Origin of the sequence: Phormidesmis priestleyi ULC007, from assembly GCF_003003695.1 — a bacterium.
GTDB classification, from domain to species: domain Bacteria; phylum Cyanobacteriota; class Cyanobacteriia; order Leptolyngbyales; family Leptolyngbyaceae; genus Phormidesmis_A; species Phormidesmis_A priestleyi_A.
Genome location: NZ_PVWG01000006.1, coordinates 121,956 through 139,667, shown reverse-complemented (window position 1 = coordinate 139,667; position 17,712 = coordinate 121,956). Strand labels below are relative to the sequence as shown.

At 49.6% G+C, this 17,712-nt stretch carries 15 protein-coding genes, 2 tRNA genes and 1 pseudogene; 7 read left to right on the top strand and 11 right to left on the bottom strand.

Translation table 11 applies throughout. The features are described 5' to 3' along the window. Positions 1–266 precede the first annotated feature (266 nt). Positions 267–1,319, bottom strand: a complete 1,053-nt coding sequence (locus C7B65_RS08010; protein ID WP_083582759.1) for a molybdopterin-dependent oxidoreductase — start codon at positions 1,317–1,319, stop codon at positions 267–269. A gap of 201 nt (positions 1,320–1,520) precedes the next feature. On the opposite strand from C7B65_RS08010, the gene C7B65_RS08005 reads away from it, so the two are divergent. Together C7B65_RS08005 and C7B65_RS27745 are read left to right on the top strand one after the other, a co-directional pair. Further along, positions 1,521–3,035, top strand: coding sequence for a serine/threonine-protein kinase (locus tag C7B65_RS08005; protein WP_073070292.1), 1,515 nt, complete (start codon positions 1,521–1,523; stop codon positions 3,033–3,035). Next, entirely contained in the window at positions 3,032–3,175 is a 144-nt protein-coding gene (locus C7B65_RS27745) for a hypothetical protein (RefSeq protein ID WP_181314364.1), read from the top strand. The genes C7B65_RS08005 and C7B65_RS27745 overlap by 4 nt, the downstream gene beginning before the upstream one ends. 169 nt (positions 3,176–3,344) lie before the next feature. Here C7B65_RS27745 and C7B65_RS08000 read toward each other — a convergent pair. Next, positions 3,345–3,416, bottom strand: a tRNA-Gly gene (locus tag C7B65_RS08000). 265 nt (positions 3,417–3,681) lie between these two features. Here C7B65_RS08000 and tatC point away from each other — a divergent pair. Continuing rightward, positions 3,682–4,503: a twin-arginine translocase subunit TatC gene (tatC, locus tag C7B65_RS07995; RefSeq protein WP_073070291.1), complete on the top strand. Its 822-nt coding sequence runs from the start codon at positions 3,682–3,684 to the stop codon at positions 4,501–4,503. A gap of 65 nt (positions 4,504–4,568) precedes the next feature. Here tatC and C7B65_RS07990 read toward each other — a convergent pair whose 3' ends face one another. The 4 genes and pseudogenes from C7B65_RS07990 to aspS all read right to left on the bottom strand — a co-directional run bounded on the left by C7B65_RS07990 (position 4,569) and on the right by aspS (position 10,596). After that, a complete protein-coding gene (locus C7B65_RS07990; RefSeq protein ID WP_073070290.1) occupies positions 4,569–6,962 on the bottom strand; it encodes a hybrid sensor histidine kinase/response regulator in 2,394 nt (797 codons plus the stop codon). A gap of 334 nt (positions 6,963–7,296) precedes the next feature. Continuing rightward, positions 7,297–8,322: pseudogene (locus tag C7B65_RS07985) on the bottom strand (tocopherol cyclase family protein); the annotation flags it as partial. Next, positions 8,291–8,605, bottom strand: coding sequence for a DUF6464 family protein (locus tag C7B65_RS07980; protein ID WP_073070288.1), 315 nt, complete (start codon positions 8,603–8,605; stop codon positions 8,291–8,293). The pseudogene C7B65_RS07985 and the gene C7B65_RS07980, both read right to left, overlap by 32 nt. Positions 8,606–8,799: 194 nt before the next feature. After that, on the bottom strand, positions 8,800–10,596 hold the full coding sequence (gene aspS / locus C7B65_RS07975; protein WP_073070287.1) for an aspartate--tRNA ligase: 1,797 nt from the start codon (positions 10,594–10,596) through the stop codon (positions 8,800–8,802). Positions 10,597–10,611: 15 nt separating this feature from the next. On the opposite strand from aspS, the gene C7B65_RS07970 reads away from it, so the two are divergent. Beyond that, positions 10,612–10,809, top strand: a complete 198-nt coding sequence (locus C7B65_RS07970; protein WP_106253970.1) for a hypothetical protein — start codon at positions 10,612–10,614, stop codon at positions 10,807–10,809. Between the two features lie 199 nt (positions 10,810–11,008). After that, positions 11,009–12,082: a cysteine peptidase family C39 domain-containing protein gene (locus C7B65_RS07965; RefSeq protein WP_219898434.1), complete on the top strand. Its 1,074-nt coding sequence runs from the start codon at positions 11,009–11,011 to the stop codon at positions 12,080–12,082. Here the strand turns inward: C7B65_RS07965 and C7B65_RS07960 are convergent. Beyond that, a complete protein-coding gene (locus C7B65_RS07960) occupies positions 12,079–12,843 on the bottom strand; it encodes a Uma2 family endonuclease (protein WP_073070284.1) in 765 nt (254 codons plus the stop codon). The two genes, C7B65_RS07965 and C7B65_RS07960, sit on opposite strands and share 4 nt — an antisense overlap. A 68-nt stretch (positions 12,844–12,911) precedes the next feature. On the opposite strand from C7B65_RS07960, the gene crcB reads away from it, so the two are divergent. After that, the gene (gene crcB, locus C7B65_RS07955; protein WP_073070283.1) at positions 12,912–13,304 is read left to right on the top strand and encodes a fluoride efflux transporter CrcB; all 393 of its coding nucleotides are present in this window, start codon (positions 12,912–12,914) and stop codon (positions 13,302–13,304) included. Positions 13,305–13,491: 187 nt separating this feature from the next. Here crcB and C7B65_RS07950 read toward each other — a convergent pair whose 3' ends face one another. Next, on the bottom strand, positions 13,492–13,875 hold the full coding sequence (locus C7B65_RS07950; protein ID WP_073070282.1) for a DUF4359 domain-containing protein: 384 nt from the start codon (positions 13,873–13,875) through the stop codon (positions 13,492–13,494). A gap of 147 nt (positions 13,876–14,022) precedes the next feature. On the opposite strand from C7B65_RS07950, the gene C7B65_RS07945 reads away from it, so the two are divergent. Next, a tRNA-His gene (locus C7B65_RS07945) sits at positions 14,023–14,095 on the top strand. Between the two features lie 42 nt (positions 14,096–14,137). On the opposite strand, the gene C7B65_RS07940 is transcribed toward C7B65_RS07945, so the two are convergent. The 3 genes from C7B65_RS07940 to C7B65_RS07930 all read right to left on the bottom strand — a co-directional run bounded on the left by C7B65_RS07940 (position 14,138) and on the right by C7B65_RS07930 (position 17,486). Continuing rightward, positions 14,138–15,049 (bottom strand): pentapeptide repeat-containing protein, encoded by a 912-nt coding sequence (locus tag C7B65_RS07940; protein WP_073070281.1) that lies wholly within the window; start codon positions 15,047–15,049, stop codon positions 14,138–14,140. 3 nt (positions 15,050–15,052) lie between these two features. Then, entirely contained in the window at positions 15,053–15,694 is a 642-nt protein-coding gene (ccmP, locus tag C7B65_RS07935; RefSeq protein WP_073070280.1) for a beta-carboxysome protein CcmP, read from the bottom strand. Between the two features lie 82 nt (positions 15,695–15,776). Then, positions 15,777–17,486 (bottom strand): glycosyltransferase, encoded by a 1,710-nt coding sequence (locus C7B65_RS07930; RefSeq protein WP_083582758.1) that lies wholly within the window; start codon positions 17,484–17,486, stop codon positions 15,777–15,779. Positions 17,487–17,712 lie beyond the last annotated feature (226 nt).

The window sequence follows — 17,712 nt, the reverse complement described above, 5'->3', positions numbered from 1 at the left end:
TTGACATTAAGTATAATTGCTTATTTAACGTCAGTTCGACAGAAGTAGTTCGCTCCGCTTGTGAATTCGGGCAGCCCCCTAAATCCCCCAATTTTGGGGGACTTCAAGCCAAAATTTCCGGTTCAAAGTCCCCCAGAATGGGGGATTTAGGGGGCAGAAGCCGCTGACAACGAAGCGAAAAAACTCGTCGAACTGACGTTTATTTATTACAAGAGTTGTGAACGAGGCGCTTGCAGATAAAGGCTCAGAATTTTTAGTCCGCATCCTCAAGTCTGCAATGTGACCTGAATTTTGAGAATTCCCGAACTGCCATCTTTACCATTAGCATCTTCTAGCGGCTGTTGTTGCCGATCGGACTTTGCCCGCGCCAATAACGTATATTTTCCAGGCTGTTGAGGTTTCCAAAGATAGCGCCATAATGTCCATTCATGGGGCGAGTTGGGGCGGTTTTGGTTGGCTTGACTCCAAGAAGCGCCATTGTCAGTACTGACCTCGATCGCTTGGATAGAACTAGAACGATCGAGCGCAACGCCTGCAAGCAAGACTCCTTTTTGCCAACCTGCATCTCCGTCTCGACTGACATTGACTTGATTCTGACGATTCCACACGCGAGTCTCTTGCACCTGCCGCATCAGCGCATGAGTCGGAATTTCCGCCGTGTTTGACCAGCCCTGATTCTCCCAAAATCCCGTTTTTGGTTTCGTGATTGCCTCAATTTCAACAATCCATTTAGGCTGTTTTTGTCCATAGTGCCCAGGCACAATCAGTCTCATCGGATAGCCGTGAGCAGCCGTCAGAGGCTCTTTGTTCATGCGATGGACTAAGCGAACATCAGCGCGCATTACATCGTCTACAGGCAGAGTCGTCTCATACCAATCAGCCCCTTTTAGAGCAAATTCTTGAACATCGGAGCGAACGCCCGCTTGCCTCAAAAAGGGAAGAAGCGGCGTTCCCGTCCAAAGTGCATTGCCGATCAGATTACCTCCGGCTGGATTGCCGATGCACTCCATTGTCAGGTGAAAGTCTTCTTGAGGCGCTTGCAAAACGTCTTGAAGCATAAGAGTTAAGGGCGTTTCGACGGCTCCTTTAATTTTGAGCTGCCACTGATCCGCTTTAACCGTGGAAGGCAACGCATAAGACTGAACATAAAACTCCTCTAGTGGCGTGATCAGGTGATCAGGCAGAGGGGTTTCTGGGTTGATCAGACTCAGGAGAAAGAGCGGGTCGATCGACTTTGACTGACAGCCGCCTAACACGCTAGCTGCAATTAGCCCGCCAGAAGCTTGAAGTAGGTGTTTGAGAAGTTCTCGACGATTCACGGGTTAAAAAGGTGACGTTGTGCTTAATCTATCTTTACTGATTGTCTAACATTCGGCGCGCAACTGGTTTGAAAGGCGGAAAGAGCCGATCGCCAAACTGCCCATAATCGGCTGACTTTCGCGAGAGGAGGATGCTAAATTTGTAGGGCGCAATTCCGGTCGATCGCTTAAAATACTGGACTATCTGTTCGCCCCACTGCTATGCACTCACCGCTTCCTGATGGCACCGTGATTCAAAACCGATACCGCATCGAGCGCGTGTTGGGACAAGGAGGATTTGGCAGAACCTATCTGGCGATCGACACCAATCGCTTTAATGAGTTCTGTGTGCTCAAAGAATTCGCCCCGCAGGATCAAAGCGCCGCCAATCTGCGAAAGGCAGAAGATTTGTTTACGCGAGAAGCAGGCGTGCTTTATCAGCTTCGCCATCCTCAAATTCCGCGCTTTCGAGAAATGTTTCGCGTGCATTATCTCGATCGAGAACTCCTATTTCTCGCCCAAGACTACATTGAAGGCACCACCTGTGAAGCTTTGATGGATGCCCGCTCAGGGCAGGGCTTTAGCGAGGCAGAAATCCTGCAATTGTTGCATCAAATTTTGCCAGTGCTGACCTACATTCACAGTGCCGGAATCGTGCATCGAGACATTGCGCCAGACAATATTATTTTACGATCGACCGATCAACAACCCGTCTTGATTGATTTTGGGGTGGTCAAAGCGCTGGCAAACAAGCTCGCGCAACCCGCCGCTAGTAGCCAAACGCTCGTGGGCAAACCGGGCTATGCGTCTCCTGAACAACTCCAGGCAGGAACGGCAAATCCGAGCAGCGATTTGTATGCGCTGGCAGTCACTTGCATTGTGCTGCTGACCGGACGAGACCCCAAATCACTTTATGATCCGATCACGTTAACGTGGATCTGGCAGCGCTATGTGACAGTCAGTCCAGCAGTCGCCGCTATTCTCAATCGGTTGTTGAGCTATAAACCTAGCGATCGCTATTCCTCTGCAAGCGATGTTCTGGCAGTTCTTGCGCCGATCAAAATTCAACCCGTTCCGGTTGCTCAACCTGCTGTCACACCGACTTCTCTCACTCACCAGAACACGTTAGCGTTAGTTGGGCGAAGACGAGTCACTACTGTAGTGAGAAGCAATCCTGCTGGACAAGCCATCTCAGGAAATTTACAGCAAAATCGACGATCGCCGCTAGATGCAATCCTCTATATCCCCGTCTGGATCGTCAAAGGAACGGCTTACCTGATCGGAGCCACCGTTCGAGGAGTCTTCGGAATCGTCAAGTTCACCGTTTGGGGAATTTTTCAACTGATTTATCGACTGATTATTTTTGGTCTGGTGATGGCGCTGTTGGCGTGGGCAGTGCCGCAAATTTTAGCGTTAGTTCCAGGCATTGCGCCCGCGTTAAAGCTGGCTCAAGGTTCAAAGCCCACCGCAAAGCAGTCTCAAGGCGGTGACTTAGAAACTCGCTGCCAAGAATTAGGACTGGATTATGCGGCTTTTGTGCGATCTGTCAATGACCAGTTTTACACCAAATATCCCGATCAAAAAGGCAAGCTCTTAAGCAATGACGAAAAAGATCAAGCGATGCGAGACGAGTGGTATGCGATCGCAGATGAAGTGTTAAAGAAATCGGGGAAGGGCGACAAAGGAAATTTGCTTCGCGATCGTCAGTTCGTTAAAAAAGTTGCCGAATCTGAATGACAACTCAGCCTCACGATCAGTTTACAAAAGAGCTTTTAGGCGAGTTGCTGGCTCCATTCGGCGAAGTTGAGCCTGACCTCGCGATCAAAGGGCTTGAATTTGCGCGATTTCTCGATTCGGACTACTTCCACTGTTGGTAGACTTCGCACAGGGAACCGACCTTAACTCTGACGGTGGCTTCTCCGCCAAGATGGCAATCTCTGGATGCAGCGTGACTAAGCGCTACAGCCCTAACGCTCTTGACAGAAAATATTAAAAAAGTGCCTAGAAAGTCTTTGGAACTAAGACTGACAAGCACTTTTTTTAGAAAGCGGGTGACGCGATTCGAACGCGCGACATTCACCTTGGCAAGGTGACGCTCTACCACTGAGCCACACCCGCATTTAATCCACTTCTTAATTTCGCAGATTGCCCCAGGTTTGTCAACCCCTTTTGACCAGCAGAGGTTTCACCCAGCAAATTTAGCCGATCCTCACTGAGAGAATCTCTCCTTAAAAGATCGTGGATCAATAATATCGATTACTTGCAGCGTCAATGGGCACGGCAGTGCCATGTCCTTACACCGATTCCTACTTTATTTAATTCACGATCCTAAGTGACTGAGGTCGATACAATAGTGACAACCCTTTGGACAGAAGCCTGACCCATGACTGCTCCTTCGGAACTTGAAACGACGGCCCAGATCGATATCACCCAGGATGCTGCCCTCACCGATGAGGTGAGCCAAACCTCGTCAGAGCCGGAGATGATCGCTGAAGACGACATCATTGACGATATAGAGATGTCGCTCTTTGATCACCTCGAAGAATTGCGGCGACGAATTTTTTATTCTCTGATCGCGATCGCAGCATCGGTGGCGGGATGCTTTGCCTTTGTGAAGCCGATCGTGCAGTTGCTAGAAGTGCCCGCGCAGGGGGTAAAGTTTCTTCAGCTTGCACCGGGGGAATATTTCTTTGTCTCGATCAAAGTGGCGGGCTATATGGGCTTGCTGCTGTCGGCTCCATTTTTGCTCTATCAAATCATTGCCTTTGTGATTCCAGGGTTAACCCGGCGAGAGAAGCGTTTTTTGGCTCCGATCGTACTCGGTTCTAGCGTTTTATTTGTCGGTGGCTTGTGGTTTTCTTATATCGCCCTGATCCCGGCGGCGCTGAATTTTTTCATCACCTACGGGGCAGACGTGGTGGAACAAGCATGGTCGATCGATCGCTATTTTGAGTTTGTCTTGCTGCTAATGTTTAGCACCGGGTTGGCATTTCAGATTCCGGTGGTGCAAGCACTATTAGGATTTTTGGGGATCGTCTCGTCTCAGACTATGCTGGCAGCGTGGAAATATGTGCTGCTAGGAGCGGCGGTTTTGGGGGCTGTGATTACACCTTCTACCGATCCGTTCACCCAAAGTCTATTAGGAGGAGCCGTTCTCGCCCTTTATTTTGGGGGCATCGGCATTGTGAAGATGTTGGGTAAATAGAATTGGCAACAGCGTTAACAGAATCCGACGCGTAGGGGCATACCGTGCCCCGTCAGATTGAACGATCAGTCGCAATTGCCTCCGAAATGGGTATCAGTAGTGGGTCGAATTAGATCCATGATCGCTTGCACCAATATCTCTGGATCGATCGGTTTCGAAATGTGCTGCTGAAACCCAGCCGTGAGCGCCCGTTTTTGGTCATAGTCTCCAGCGTAAGCAGTGAGTGCGATCGCCGGAATCTGTCCCCCTTGGGCAGGCGGCTTTGCTCGAATCTGCTGCATCAGTTGATAACCGTCTATGTCTGGCATTCCCACATCGCTCAACAGTAGATCTGCTGGGGTGTGTTCGAGGGTTTTGAGTGCGTCGATCGCAGACGATAGCGCGATCACGTCTGCCTGCTCTTGCTCTAAAACGAAGGCGACAAACTCTCGTGAATCGGCATCGTCATCAACGACTAAAATTCTTAACCCAGCCAGCGATGCGGTGAGACTCGACTCACGATCGCGCTCATTTAGCTGAGTCGAGTCAATCATTAGCCGTGGCAATCGGACGGTAAAGGTTGCGCCTTGCCCTTCTCCAGCGCTGTCTGCTCGAATCGTGCCGCCGTGGAGTTCGACGAGTTGACGGACGATCGCCAGCCCTAAGCCTAATCCGCCAAATCTGCGGGTGGTCGTCGAGTCGGCTTGACGAAAGCGCTCAAACACGTTGGGCAGAAACTCAGCGCTGATGCCTGATCCCGTGTCGATCGTTTGAATTTCGACCTGAGAGTCTCGCTGACTTAAATGCACCTCAACTCGCCCCCCTTCAGGTGTAAATTTGACTGCATTTGATAGCAAGTTCCACACAATCTGCTGAAGTCGTCCGACATCACCTCTGACGTAGAGATCTGCGACCTTGAAGTGAGGCTGAATCTGGATATTTTTAGCGATCGCGGCTAGATGCACGGTCTCGATCGCCGCCTCAATGACTCGCTTTAAGTTAACCGGAACCTTTTCTAACACCAGCTTGCCGCGCAAAATTCGCGAGACATCGAGCAAGTCTTCGATCAATTGGGTTTGAAGTTGAGCATTTCGCTCAATGATTTGCAACCCGCGATGGAGCGTGTCGGCATCGGGTGACTTGTTGAGCAAAATCTTTGACCACCCCAAAATCGGGTTAAGTGGCGTTCGCAACTCGTGAGACAAAACCGCGAGAAACTCGTCTTTGATGCAGTTTGCGCGTTCGGCTGCTTCGCGGGCAACTTGCGCGTGTTGCAACAACTGCATTCGCTCCGATTCAATCTGTTTTTGCGAATCAATATCTGTACAGGTGCCAAACCATTTAATCACTTGCCCCTGTTCATTCTTAAGCGGAATGCCCTGACCCAAAAACCAACGAAATTCGCCATCAGCCCGTCGAAAACGGTATTCGATTTCATAGAAATCACCGCTTTTAACAGACGATAGCCAGCGATCGCGGGTGCGATCGCGATCATCGGGGTGAATGATCGTCAGCCAATCTAGATTCAGCAGTTGCTCAAGGCTCAACCCGGTATAGTCGCAAAACTGCCGATTTACATACTCGTTCCGCCCCTCAGAGGTCGTAATCCATACAAATTGCGGAATCGCTTCTGCCAAAACTCGATAACGGGCTTCGCTCTCGCTCAGGGCGGCTTCAGTTTGTTTGCGGCTGCTAATGTCAGTGGTGAAACCCACAATCCGCACTACAGTTCCCTGCTGATCTCTAAATATCTGTCCCCGTTCCCAAACATCGACCCAGCGCCCATCGGCATGACGGACTCGATATTCACCTTCGTAGCGATCGGCGGTTGCTAGCGTTGATTCAAGGCTGGCTGACAGACGGACAACATCATCGGGATGAAGGCGCTTTACCCACCACTGTTGAGTGGACTCTGCATCTTCAACCGATACGCCAATCAGTTGAAATAGTCCCTCCGATCGATAGACTTGCCCCGTTTGCAGATTCCACTCAAAGACAATGCCATCAACTGCGTTAGTTGCTAACCGAAATCGCTCTTCGCTGCTTTGCAGTGCTTCTTCTGCCCGCTTGCGTTCGGTGATATCGATGATCACTCCGCGCAAGCATTGCCCTTGGCTGGCATCAAAACTCGGCTGTCCGCGATCTTGCATCCAGCGAGTCTGTCCGTCTGGGCAGACTAATCGAAACTCCGATCGATATTCTGTTCCGGCAATTAACGCGATCTGAATTTGATTAAAAACGCGATCGCGATCATCGGGATGAATCAAATCAAAAAACTCAGATCCCGTTTGTGCGGTCGTTCCAGGTGCGAATCCGATCACGCGGTCTGCATTCGCCGATCGTCTCACTTCATCGGTGACTACATTCCATTCGTAGGCGACCATAGCGGCAGCTTCTAACGCATAAAGCAGAGCACTGCTTTCAGTCGAAGTGATCGGGTTGGCAGGAATGGACGATCGCGGTGAGGGATCAAACGACATGGTTAACTATTGAGTGAAACTGATTCGAGTCTAGAAATGCTCATTAACGTGAATTCGATGAAGCTTTTCGCTGCGGTTGCCAATCCGGGCTGCCCCCTAAATCCGCCAATTCTGGGGGACTCCAAGCCCAGAATTGAGGTTCAAAGTCCCCCAATTTTGGGGGGTTTAGGGGGCTGAAGCGCTGAATAACGAAGCGAGAAAACTCATCGAACTGACGTTAACTAAATTTTCTGGTAGATGAGTCCCTTACGATTCTATAGCAATCCCATCTTGGTCAGATACTCCAGCCGCATTTGCCTTCCCAGTCCTCATCCCAAGGGTTGCCGCCTGTTTCTAAACCGCAAAGAGAACTCGTTGCCTTGAGAATCAATTCATTGTTTTGGCGTGACTTCAACTCTAGAGTTGCAGCGCCTAACATTGTATCTCGACAGACAAACATTAAGCCCTTTGCCGTCGGTGCGCGGAGTGGCGTTCCCGGCAAATCGGTTTTACCTGTCAGGGTAATAGTGTATTCAGAGTTTTTCGCCTCCATCTGCCAATCGCCCCAAGGTTTGATCGACCAACTGACTTCAGAATTCCAGGGCACAAATTCATAAAATTTTCTGCGATAGTGGATGCCAATCATCGCGACTGATTCCATCCACCACAACACGCCGCGTTTGCCGCCCCCTGCTGTTAGTGCGAGATCTGGCTCGTTGTCGAAACTGTTGCAGTTTAACCAAAACCACTTTTGCGGAAAGGCTCCACCCCAATTCTTTTCACTGTAGGCAGGGAAGTTATTAAATTCATAGCGATTCCCGTTCCAATCAATCCAGCCAGTGGCTAACCCATGTGCCATTAAAATTTGCCAACCGGGTTCAAAGATTTGTAGCGAAGACATCCATCCTGCGGTTGACTGTTGTGTATTATCAGCACTCGCCCAGCCATACACAGGTGTGATCTCATATTGCCACTCAGCAGAGTTGCCGTTTGGCTCATAGAGTTTGCCTTGATGCCAGGTTGCCGTCGCCTGATAGCCTTCTTGAATTTGCCGATCGAACTCCCCCGGCTCCAGACATTCAGGAGTTTGGTTCAAGTCTGTTTTGCCCCAGTGTCCTAAACCGAGCGCATCTTGCCATGCCCAAAACTGCTGCACATTGGGGAAGGTGCGACAGAGATACTCATCATTAGCACCCAGAATTTGAGCGGCACCCCCACTATAGGATTGACTGCCTGTGGGGTCTTCGATCGAGTACATAAACGCAAAGGTCTGACCACAATCGGGCAGTGTGACGCGGTAATACCAACCTTCAAAAAATAGACGACTGCTCCCATTCCAGTGATAGCCACTATGAGGGGTTTGTAGGGGATGAAGACTCATAATAAGGGCACTCCTCACAGGGTCCAGACGGATTAACTGCACAGCGAATTTGAGCAGAACGGGCATTATATCGACAGGTAGAATCCCCAATTAGGGCACCTACGCCTTCGATGTAGTGATAATCAGCAGGCAATGACAACAAACGCTGAATTTGTCTGCGCTCTGCGGCTTGCATGGCATTGCGTAAACGAGCTTGTGCCCTCATCTGCATCTTTCTAAAAAACACGAAAGACAGAAGTGGCGGAATTAGCCCGATCGCGCAAATCAAAATGATCTCAAGCATAAGACTATTGTGCTAAATCTTGCTGGAGATGTCAGGGTGAAATCTAGAGAAACCTACTTGGCGTTGCTGAATGTATAAATACGCCCCCTGACCCCCAATTCTGGGGGAACTAGATCTGTTCAAAGTCCCCAAAATGGGGGATTTAGGGGGCTGAAAGGACTGGAACACAGCGCGTCTCTATTGAATCCGCGCTCCTAAGACGCTCCAGGTTTGGGTTTATGAGTTGAAGTGACATATAACTCTTTGAGTTGCTTGTCATCGACGCTAGAAGGCGCATTGGTGAGCAGACATCGAGCTTGCTGAGTCTTGGGAAACGCGATCGCATCGCGAATCGATTCTTCACCTGCTAGCAACATCACCCAGCGATCGAGTCCATAAGCGATGCCACCATGCGGAGGTGTGCCATACTCAAACGCTTCTAACAAAAAGCCGAATTTGTTGTGAGCTTCTTCGATTGATAGCCCGATCGTTTCAAACACTTTTGCTTGCAAATCGGACTGGTAAATCCGCACACTGCCGCCGCCAACTTCAAAGCCGTTAAACACTAAGTCATACGCTTGAGCATGAGCCGTTTTAAGGTCGTGTGCCTCTTCGGGCTTGGGCGCGGTGAAGGGATGGTGTAATGCTTCGAGTCGCTTCTCGTCAGCGTTCCACTCAAACATCGGGAAGTCTGTCACCCAGAGCAAGTTAGTTTTGTCAGGGTCGATCAGTCCGAGTTCGCGTGCTAGGGCTTGACGGAGACGATCGAGCGTTTTATTCACCGTGATCGTGTCTCCTGCTCCAAACAAGAGCAGGTGTCCGGGTTTGGCTCCGGTGCGACTGAGAAGCTCTTGTTTTTGCTCGTCGGTCAGGTTGTCTTTGATGGCTCCGATCGTGTCGATCTCGCCATCTTCACGGACTCGAATATAAGCTAATCCTCGCGCTCCGGCTTCTGCGGCTTCTTTAAACAAGTCTCCACCCGGCTTAATTCGCACATTAGAAACGGCATCATTTCCACCCGGAATCGGCAGAATTTTGACAATGCCACCCTTCGCGACCGAATCAGCAAAGACTTTAAAGCCAGAATTTTTGAGAATATCCGATACATCTACCAACTCTAAGCCGTAGCGTGTGTCGGGTTTGTCAGAGCCATAACGATCCATCGCCTCTGCATAAGTCAACTGCGGAAACGGGGTCGGAATCTCAACACCTTTAATAGTTTTGAAGATGTGGCTGACTAAACCCTCGTTCAGTTGAATGATTTCTTCTTGTGACATGAAACTCATTTCCATGTCTAATTGAGTAAATTCGGGTTGACGATCGGCTCTCAAATCTTCATCGCGAAAACAGCGAGCGATTTGATAATAGCGATCAAAGCCCGACACCATGAGAATCTGCTTAAACAACTGCGGCGACTGGGGCAGCGCAAACCATTCACCCGGATTCACCCGCGACGGAACAAGATAATCTCTGGCACCTTCGGGAGTCGATCGCGTCAAAATTGGCGTTTCGACTTCGATAAACCCTTCAGCATCTTCGAGATAGCGACGAATCGATTTAGTCACTTGATGACGCAATTGTAAGTTGCGACTCATCCGCTCTCGGCGCAAATCCAAATAGCGATATTTTAGGCGTAAATCTTCTCGCACCGTTTCGTTATCAGACATCGAGACTTGAAACGGCAATTGTTTACGAACAGCGTTGAGAATTTCAATCTCGTCTGCATAAATTTCGATTTCGCCTGTCGCAATTTTAGAGTTTAACGACTCATCAGGACGCTTGGTGACGCGACCCACAATTTTGATGACGTATTCGTTTCGCAGATCGCCTGCATGTTGATAAGAACCCGGAGTTCGTTCGGGGTCGCTAACGATCTGAACAGTGCCACTGCGATCGCGCAAATCGACGAAAATCACATACCCATGATCCCGACGACGATCGACCCATCCATAAAGGGTCACTGTTTCTCCAATGTGGCTGGCTCGGAGTTGACCGCAATAGTAGCTACGCATGGCAAAGGATGAAGGATGAGGGATCTTTATGAGTTTAAGTTTAACGATCGTCAGCAACTCAGTGCTTTAGAATCACAGGTTTTTCTGACAAATCGTGAAAACTTTCCCATTATGCCAGGAATTGAGCGGTTTTCGATTCAGATGGGTTCGGTGGACGCTAATGGACTCGGCAGTGCCATGCCCTTACACAGATTTCTGCTTTATTTAACGTGAATTCGATGAAGCTTTTCGCTACGGTTGCCAATCTGGGCTGCCCCCTAAATCCCCAAAACTGGGGGACTTCAAGCCAAGATTCCGGTTCAAAGTCCCCCCGAATGGGGAATTTAGGGAGCAGAAGCCGCGCTTGACGAAGCGAAAAAACTCGTCGAACTGACGTTTATTTAATTCACGATCGCCAAGGTTAGACTGGCAGTTGTTGCTACAAAAACGATGGATGCTGGTAGAAGCGCTCGTGACGGTCGGGTTAGGCATCTTATGCTTTCGAGGAGGAAATAGGGTTGGGCGATTATTGCTGCGGCGCGGGGCAACGGCAAACGATTTATTTAAAGGTCAAAATGCGATCGCGCTGCTGTTTATCGGCATCTATGTCACCTTTCTGATTCTGGCGCTCAACATTCCTCAGATGCAGATCTTTCCGCTGACCTGGCGCGTTTATGGGATGCAAACCACCTGGACAATTATGCGGGTGATGCTGATCGGGTTTTGCGGGGTGGCGTTGACGATCGTGGCGAAAACCGCTCGTAAACAAATTCTGACGGTGCTGCTGCTTGGCGCGATCGGAGTCGGCGGATTCACCACAACCGAAGCTTATTTCTTGACTCCGATTTACCGTGATCTGTTCAACAACTTGCAGCCCAACGGAGTCTTTAAGCAAACCTCGATGAGTAGCTGTGCGCCGTCGGCTTTAGCAACGGTTTTGCAGCGATGGGAACTCAAAGAAGCCACCGAAACCAGTGTCGCAAAGCTGGCAGGCACGAGTCGCATGGGCACAACGATGCCGCAACTGATTGTGGCAGCCCGTAAATTGGGTCTAAACGGTGTTGAACTCTCGCCCACCTGGGAGCAAATGCGCCAAATTAACCGTCCGGGTGTGTTGGGGGTTTGGCTGATCGACGGCCATCGCAAACTCTCTCATGCGGTGGCGCTGTTAGCGATGAATGAAAATAAAGCGGCGATCGGCGATCCCTCAAGTGGCAGAATTTACCTGCTCGATCGGACTGAATTTGCTCAAATTTGGCGAGAGCAATACGTGCCGATTTTTCGACCTAATGAAATTCTTCTGTTGACGAACATTCAAGCCCTTGATTATCTCAAGCGCTTGGGCTATTTGAATTCCAACTCTCAAGATTTCAAATCAGCCTTGCGGGAGTTTCAGCGATCGTCAGGTGTCAAAAGCACAGGAAACCTCGACACCCAAACGAGCTTGTTATTGATGGGATCTTTTTTAGAGGGAGTGCCCACGCTAAAGGATTTCTCGCTTGATTAAAGATCGGGTTCGATGCCGAGCGATCGTAACTGGGCGATTAATCGTTCCGATCGTTGTCGTTCTTCTTCTGTCCGTTGTCGTTCTTGCTCAACGAGATCGACTTGCCGTTCCAAAGGAGTCGGAATCCAATTACCCAATGCATCGAACCAGCGCAACCAGTGCCGCTCAATGCCTTGATAAGTGCCTTCCCACAGTCCCAGCCCTAATCGCAGTTCTTCAAACCAAAATCGGGGTGGCGTTGCTTCAAAAATGTGATAGCTTCCTCCTTCGAGACGAAATACCTGTAGCTCATCGTTGTAGCGGTTGAACACAATGTAGTAGGGAATGCGGAGAATTCGTTCGTAAACTTCCCATTTAGTGGGCGGTTGGTCAACATCTCGCAGGGTTTGCCCTAAATCTTCTCGTTCAGTGCCCGGTGAAAGTAGCTCGACCACCACCATCGGATCGACCCCTTCTTGCCAAGTGACATAGCTCAGACGCAAATCGCGCTGTTCATAGAGTCGAGAAATGCCCACGACCCCAAACCAATCGGGGCGCTCATACCAACCTGTGTGGCGCACATCATAGTAAAGATTGAGATCACTACCCGTAAATGTATCTTCACTGAGATAGTCGGGCGGCAGAAAGGTTTCTGCAAGCAGGCGAGGCTGGAGCAAATGAAACTCGTCGGGCAAGCCAGGTTCCTCCGGGTTCTCGCTGGGTAGGTCATACATCGTCGGCAAATAGTCTTTGGGCGATCGGGGCGGATCGGTTTGAAGCATGACAGCCTTCTCCAACAAACTACCCTTATTGTAGAGGTCGAACTCTCTCGGCAAAAGGACGATAGTAAATGCTGCAAGATCCGACGATTCGAGTGCCGATCGCCATTAGCCTCGGCGCGATCGCGGGTGCTCTGTGCCGCTACTACCTAACCGTTTGGTCAGTTCAGCGCTTCGGAATCTCATTTCCCTATGGGGTTTTCTTGATCAACTTAAGCGGCTGTTTTTTAATGGGATTTTTGGCAACTTTGTTTGTTGATCAGCCCACATCTCCCGAAATTAGACTGATGTTAACCACCGGATTTTTGGGTGCCTACACCACGTTTTCGACTTACGGATTGGACACCCTTAATCTGCTCAGAACTCAAAACTTTTCAGCCGCAAGTTTCTATTGGTTGGGCAGCGCTGTTTTAGGAGTCGGTTTTGTCCAACTCGGTGCAATGCTGGCGAGAATTGGAAAATAAAAGAACGTGAATTCGACGAGATCCTGTGCTGCGGTTGTACCTCTGGAAAGCCCCCTAAATCCCCCACAAGTGAGGGACTTTGAAATGAAAATTGGGACTGAAGTCCTCCAGAATGGGGGATTTAGGAGACACAAGCCCTCTACAATGAAGCGAAAGACCTGATCGAACTGACGTTAAAAGAATTTGATTACCGTTTTTTTGCTTCGTATATATAGAATTTTCCAAACAAGCCGACTGTCTCAAAGTGGTAGGTCGGCATTCCGGGAAGAAAGGCTAAATCGGGCACGATCGCCCGGACTGATAAGTCGGTTTGATAAAAGCTAAATAGCAGAAAATCTTGGCGATCGGTGTTGCGAGTAATCACCTTTTTGATCTCGGCTTGATTGTCATCCACAAATTTTGGACATTGGCTTGCCAGCCCTAAAGGTGCCTTCTTGCAGGCATCTTCCCGAATGCGCTGGACTGCAAAATTTTCAAACGCTTCTTGTTTCGGGTTAGTGATTGCCAGCGTCACAGCCCCGACTAAGAGCAACACTCCGACAATCCCTGCTGTCAGGTTGACTATCTTCATAAGCGGTCAATTCCCACTCCACAGGCGTTAGACAATCTGCTGACTAACGCGAAACCACAATTTTAGACGCGATCGGACAAGTTTTGTTCTCATCTCCAAAGATCTAGCTGACTTGTCACCTAAACTGCTATATTAATAAACGTGATGGCGAGCGTAGCCAAGTGGTTAAGGCAGTGGTTTGTGGTACCACCATCCGGGGGTTCGAGTCCCCTCGTTCGCCCTTCTAAGTTTTTATCTGCAACCTTGCAACTCTTCGCATTTTCTAGGGTTGAATTGCGCCGTCAGGCATGATTGCTCTGCTGAGAATTGTTTTGTGGCGCTTGATCTCTCGAAGGTCAGCATTGGTGAGATTGGCATCGGTGAGATTGGCTCTGCTTAAGTTTGCGCCTCTTAAACAAGCAGCCGTCAATATCGCTCCAGTCAAATCTGCCCCAGTCAGGTTTGCACCTCTGAGATTGGCTCCGGTTAAGTCTGCGCCTGTGAGGGTTGCTTTACTCAAGTTTGCCCAAGCGAGATCTGTACTCGATAAATTTGCGGCGCTGAGATTTGCGGCGAATAGATAGGCTTTTCTGAGATGCGATCGCATCAAGTTTGCCTTTTGCAAGTCGGCATGGTAAAAATGCGCCTCCATCAGTTCTGCCTCATAGAGATTGGCGTTGCTGAGATTTGCATGAGCAAAATTAGCGTTGAGCAGCATTGCCTCGCTGAGATCGGTTCGCCTCAGATCTGCTTCGCTGAAGTCTGCTTCTCGAAATTTTGCGCCTCGAAGCTCGGTGCCGATCAGATTGGCTCTGGTTAAGTCGGCTCGATCGAAGTTGGCTCCTTTTAAATCTGCCCCAATCAGATTGGCATCGCGGAGATCTGCACCTCGCAAATCGGCGGCGATCAAACTAGCGTCTACTAGTTCAGCCTTTTGTAGCATTGCGTCGATTAATTCGGCTTTGAAAAGACATGCCTGATTGAGAATTGCCCCATTGAGATTGGCAGCAATTAGCTTTGTCCAACTGAGTTCTGCTTTTTTTAAGTTGACGTAACTGAGATCTGCACCTCGGAGATTTGCGCCCTTTAAGTCAACTTCGCTGAGGTCGGGGTGAATCTGCGGGTGCTGCGATCGCCATTCAATCCACGGCACTGCACCTTGCTGCAACTGCCTGAGATGATTTGAGTCTGCCATGCTCTATTCCTTTCGCATCTCGGTCGGATGCTCTCGCCCAGCGACATTCTCGATCGCTGCCACGACTGCCTGAGATGCCGCCATGATGTCTCGCTCTGCGCCACCTAAATATAATCGCCCAAAGCTGCCCACCGCCGAGATTTGCAGAATGTTGATGAAGGCGGCTTTTTCGGCTTCGTTGGCGGCGAGGGCGGCAAATGCGGCGGGTTCGACTTCAAAAACATAGAGGGTTTGCCCTGCCAAAATCATGTTGCCGCGACGGGTGCGGTTGATCAGTTGCGTATGGTGGGCATCAATATTGCGAATAATCTGACTAGAAATCACCCGCGGCTTTAGACCTTCGTTTTGCCGAACGCCCATGCTATCGAGAATTGCCCGACCTGCGGCTTTGACTTCGCCTTGATTGCTAGCGTGAATTTCGAGCAGTCCATACAGCCGCTCGACCATTTGCACACCGGGACGCACGACGGCTGATTTCATTGCCACATCCATAATGCGATTAATTTCGATGCCGGGAGAAATCTCGATCCAAAGTGAAGCGTCTCCGGGCAGGGGTAAGAAGCCCAGCGCCTCGGTGCCTAAGTAAGCGGCGTGTTGAGGCTGCAAATTGTCGAGATAGACGTAGCTGCGAAGATCAATACCCAAAAGTTATATCCATAGCAGAGAGGCTAGATCAGTATACGGGTTTGCGTTGGCTCGTGACTACTGACTAAGGAGGGACGATCGCTCATTCTGGCTTTGTCGCGATCATATTGACGCTGATCAAGTTGTCGAGAATTTTCATGCTACTGCAATCGTTAAACAGACCAAACTCGCTGACCGGGGTGCAGTCTACAAACCCCACTTCTTGAAGGTACAGAGCGAGTGTATCGGGGTCAAACCCAACCCGGTGAACGTCATATTGATTCATGTGTCCACCAAAGATAATTCGCATCAGTTGGTGCCGATCCATTGGTCTCAAATTGGGGTTGAGATATAACCAGCAAAGCGTCTGCAAGTTGGGGACGCTCACCATCAGTTGTCCGCCCGGTTGCAAAACGCGATACCACTCTGCCAGAGTTGTGATCAGTTCATTGTTGAGTGAGTAATGAAAATGCTCTAAGATGTGGCTGGCATAAATTGTGTCAATAGAACCGTCAGCAAACTGGCTTAAGTCGGCAGCATCTCCAATGAAATCTACTTCTGGGCGAGGTTCGATGTCTAAAATCTTCCAGTCAGAATGGGGTTCTTTACCACCCAGATGTAGTTTGATGGCAGATTTTGGCTGCGTGTCTTTGAGAGCTATCAACTCTAGAAAAATAGCCTCTAATTTCTTAACTGCTTTAGTTTGATTGAATTTAGACATGGCTCGCTGTTGACCTGTGCGGGCGATCGCGTCCCAACGCGCTAGATCTGTTGGCAGAGAAGACAAAATATCGGCTAGATCAAAAGGATTTTCAGACTCAAAGATTAATCCATCTTTTCCGTGTTCTTCAACAATTTCTCTGGCTCCGCCTGTGCCACTCGTGACGAGAGTTAGTCCGGCTGCCATTGCCTCAATTTGGCTGATTCCAAACGGTTCCTCAAATCGCGACGGAAAGACAAGAACATTGTGAGTTTTATAGAGTTGAATCAGTTCTTGACGAGACAATGCACCCGGAAAGTGAACGGCTTCTTGCAGTCCTTCCGATTCTATGAACTGTTTTAAAGCGTCAACAAATTCTGGTTGAAAAGTGCCCCCGGCGATCGTGGCTGTAAATTCAATTCCTGCCGCATGAAGCAACGAGAGCGCTTCGACTAAAACATCGGCTCCTTGATCTTCGGTGACTAAATTGGTGTAGGCAATGCGAAGCCGATCGCGAGGTGGAAGCTCAACTTGATAAAAAGCATCGACATCTGCACCGGGATGAAGGGTTTGCGCGGTCGCCGCTGCTGGGTAGCCTGATGCCTCAAGACTTGCTGTGACCAAATTGCTACAGGTGATGAAATGGTAAAGGGACGATCGGGGCGTATGCTCAGGATCATAACCGGATCGCGCATTCATCACATAGTGAGCGACGGGCACCTGATGAGAGAGCAATAGCGCTAGACTCTCTGCTTGTGTCTGAACAAAATCAAGATTACCTGCTAAACAAACATCGGGCTGAAAGTGTTCTAAGTGGTGTTTGAGAATCGCCTGATTTTGCTGCCTTACGTCAACTACACGCTGATGGTCAAACCAACGAAATCCTTGAGATGACCACTCACCCATGAGCAACAAACAACGTTCTATAGGCGGATCAGGATAAAGACTGGGGTGAGATACGGAAAACTGGGGCGTGTCACTCGTCAACACTAAAACGGTGTGACCGCGATGTTGCAGGAGTCGAGCAAAGTCTGCGATCGAGCGTTCATATCCTCCAAGAACCTGGGGCGGATAGAGATTGGTGATCACTAAGATCTTCAGAGAGGTGATCATTTTTGGTAGGCTCCAGTTTTTGAATAGGAACCCTCATCCCCAACCCTTCTCCCCAAGGAGAAGGGAGCAAGAGTCAAAGTCCCTCTCCTTGGGGAGCTACGGTGTACACCCAAGTCTTCTGATCTCGTCATCGCCGAGATCCTCGCCCCCTAAATCCCCCACGAGTGGGGGACTTTGAGCCGAGACTCCAGTTTCAAAGTCCCCCAGAATGGGGGATTTAGGGGGC